Here is a 2,297-nt window from a genome sequence, read left to right as displayed (position 1 = left end):
CGCGCTGAGGGGCGGCCGCCCGCCGCGTGCCGCCGCCTGTTCGTGATGGGCGGGTGACGGCCTTGCGTCATCGGGCGAAAGACGCGCGCGCCGCGTTCGCGAGGCGCTATAATGAGGCCCGACATCAGTGGAAGCGCGCCGTGAGCGGTGCAGGCGGCAGGTCGGCCTCGGCCTGGCGCGCTGCGGGCCGGCGCGCGCGAACCAGCAGGGAGTGCCATGAAGAAGAAACAGGTGAGGTTCCTCAAGGAGCTGCTCGAGACGCCCTCGGCCACCGGCACGGAGATAGCCGTCGCGCGCCTGGTGCGCGAGCGCCTGGCCGACACGGCCGACGAGATAAGGACCGACGTCATGGGGTCGGTGCACGCCACGCTCAAGGGTGCCGGCGCGGGCCCGTCGCTCATGCTGTCCGCCCATATGGACGAGATCGGCCTCATGGTCACGTACATCTCGGACGAGGGCTACCTGTCGGTGGCCTCGGTGGGCGGTGTGGACGCGGCCGTGCTGCCCGGCATGCGCGTGGACGTGCACGCCTCGGAGTCGGTGGAGCCGCTGCGCGGCGTGGTGGGCCGCAAGCCCATCCACCTCATAGAGCCCGACGAGCGCAAGAAGGTCACGCCGCTGGACAAGCTGGTCATCGACCTGGGGCTTCCGGGGAAGAAGGTGCGCAAGCTCGTGCGCGTGGGCGACGTCATCACGTTCGGCGTGGGCTTCGAGCGCTTCGGCGCGGGCATGGCCGTGTCGCGCGCCTTCGACGACAAGGCGGGCGTCTGGGTGGGCGTGCGCGTGCTGGAGCAGCTGGCGCGTGCGGGCCGCGCGCCCGGCGACTTCACGTTCGCCGCCACCGTGCAGGAGGAGATCGGCACGCGCGGCGCCGAGACGAGCGCGTACTCCGTGCGCCCCGACGTGGGGCTCGCCTTCGACGTGACGCACGCCACCGACTACCCGGGCATCGATCCGACGAAGCACGGCAAGATCGTGTGCGGCCAGGGCCCCGTCATCGCGCGCGGCCCCAACATCAACCCCGAGGTGTTCGAGCGCCTGGTGGCCGCCGCCGAGGCCGAGGGCCTGCCGTACCAGCTGGAGGCCGAGCCGGGCGTGACGGGCACCGACGCGCGCGCCATCCAGATGGCCCGCGGCGGCATCCCCACGGGCCTCGTGTCCGTGCCGCTGCGCTACATGCACACGCCCACTGAGGTGGTGTGCCTGGCCGACCTGGACGCCACGGTGAAGCTGGTCGTGCGGTTCGCGCGCGACCTGGGCGGGGCGAACGCCCGCATCTACGCGAGCGCCCCGCACGGCGTGAGCGGCCTCGCCGCCCACTACGGCGACCGCGGCCACGTGCCCGTCAAGACCGGCGACACGCTCGCCATCGGCAAACGCACGCTCACGTTCACCCAGACCGTCATGGTGCACTGGCCCGACAACATGGTCGCCTATTCCGATGCCGACCGCATCCTGTTCTCCAATGACGCGTTCGGTCAGCACTACGCCTCCTCGAAGCGTTTCGACGACGAGGTGGGCCTGCCCGAGGTGCTGGCCCAGGCCAAGAAGTACTACGCGAACATCGTGATGCCCTACTCGCGCCACGTCCAGCGTGCGCTGGGAGCCCTTGGCGGCCTGGACATCGACATGATCGCGCCGAGCCACGGCGTGGTCTGGCGCAGCCACGTCCCCGAGATCCTGGACACCTACGCGTGCTGGAGCTCGCTCGCGCCCGAGGACTACGCCGTGGTGGTTTACGACTCCATGTGGCATACCACCGAGGCCATGGCCCGCGAGATACTGGAGGCGTTCATCGAGTGCGGCGTCCCCGCGCGCCTGTTCGACCTCAAGGCGAACCACATCTCCGACATCATGACCGAGGTGCTGTCGGCGAAGTACGTGGCCGTGGGCTCGCCCACGCTCAACAACGGGATGATGCCCACGGTCGCGGCCTTCCTCTGCTACCTCAAGGGCCTCTCGCCGAAGACGGGCTGGGAGGGACGCGTGGGCATCCCGTTCGGCTCGTACGGCTGGGGCAAGAACGGCCCCGACGAGGTGGCCGAGGCGCTGGAGAAGTGCGGCTTCGACCTCGCGCTCGGCACGCTCGCGCACCAGTGGACCGCCGACGCCGCCAGCCTGGAAGAGCTCCAGCGCGCCGTCGTGGACGGCGTGGGGAGGTAACCGCTGCCGGTCGCGCCCCTTTCCCCTTATAATAGGCGGCGATGGCATCCGCCAAGGGTCCCAACCCGGCGGGAACGAGCCGAGCGAAAGGAAGCCCATGCCAACCCCTTTGGGAAAGACGCTGCTCATCGCCA

The 2,297-nt window shown here is 70.2% G+C and carries 1 protein-coding gene; it reads left to right on the top strand.

Annotated elements, in window-relative coordinates:
• Positions 1–216 precede the first annotated feature (216 nt).
• Positions 217–2,163 carry a M20/M25/M40 family metallo-hydrolase gene (locus GPA_RS20185; protein ID WP_015539836.1) on the top strand — a complete coding sequence of 649 codons (1,947 nt, stop codon included), beginning with the start codon at positions 217–219 and terminating at the stop codon, positions 2,161–2,163.
• Positions 2,164–2,297: the final 134 nt, after the last annotated feature.

Source organism: Gordonibacter pamelaeae 7-10-1-b (genome assembly GCF_000210055.1).
GTDB lineage: Bacteria > Actinomycetota > Coriobacteriia > Coriobacteriales > Eggerthellaceae > Gordonibacter > Gordonibacter pamelaeae.
Note: the sequence above shows the minus strand (reverse complement) of the source record. Positions and strands in the feature narration are given on the sequence as shown.

Excerpts from the sequence above, each read along its gene's own strand:
- GPA_RS20185 (WP_015539836.1), top strand. The coding sequence starts at position 217 with ATGAAGAAGAAACAGGTGAGGTTCCTCAAGGAGCTGCTCGAGACGCCC.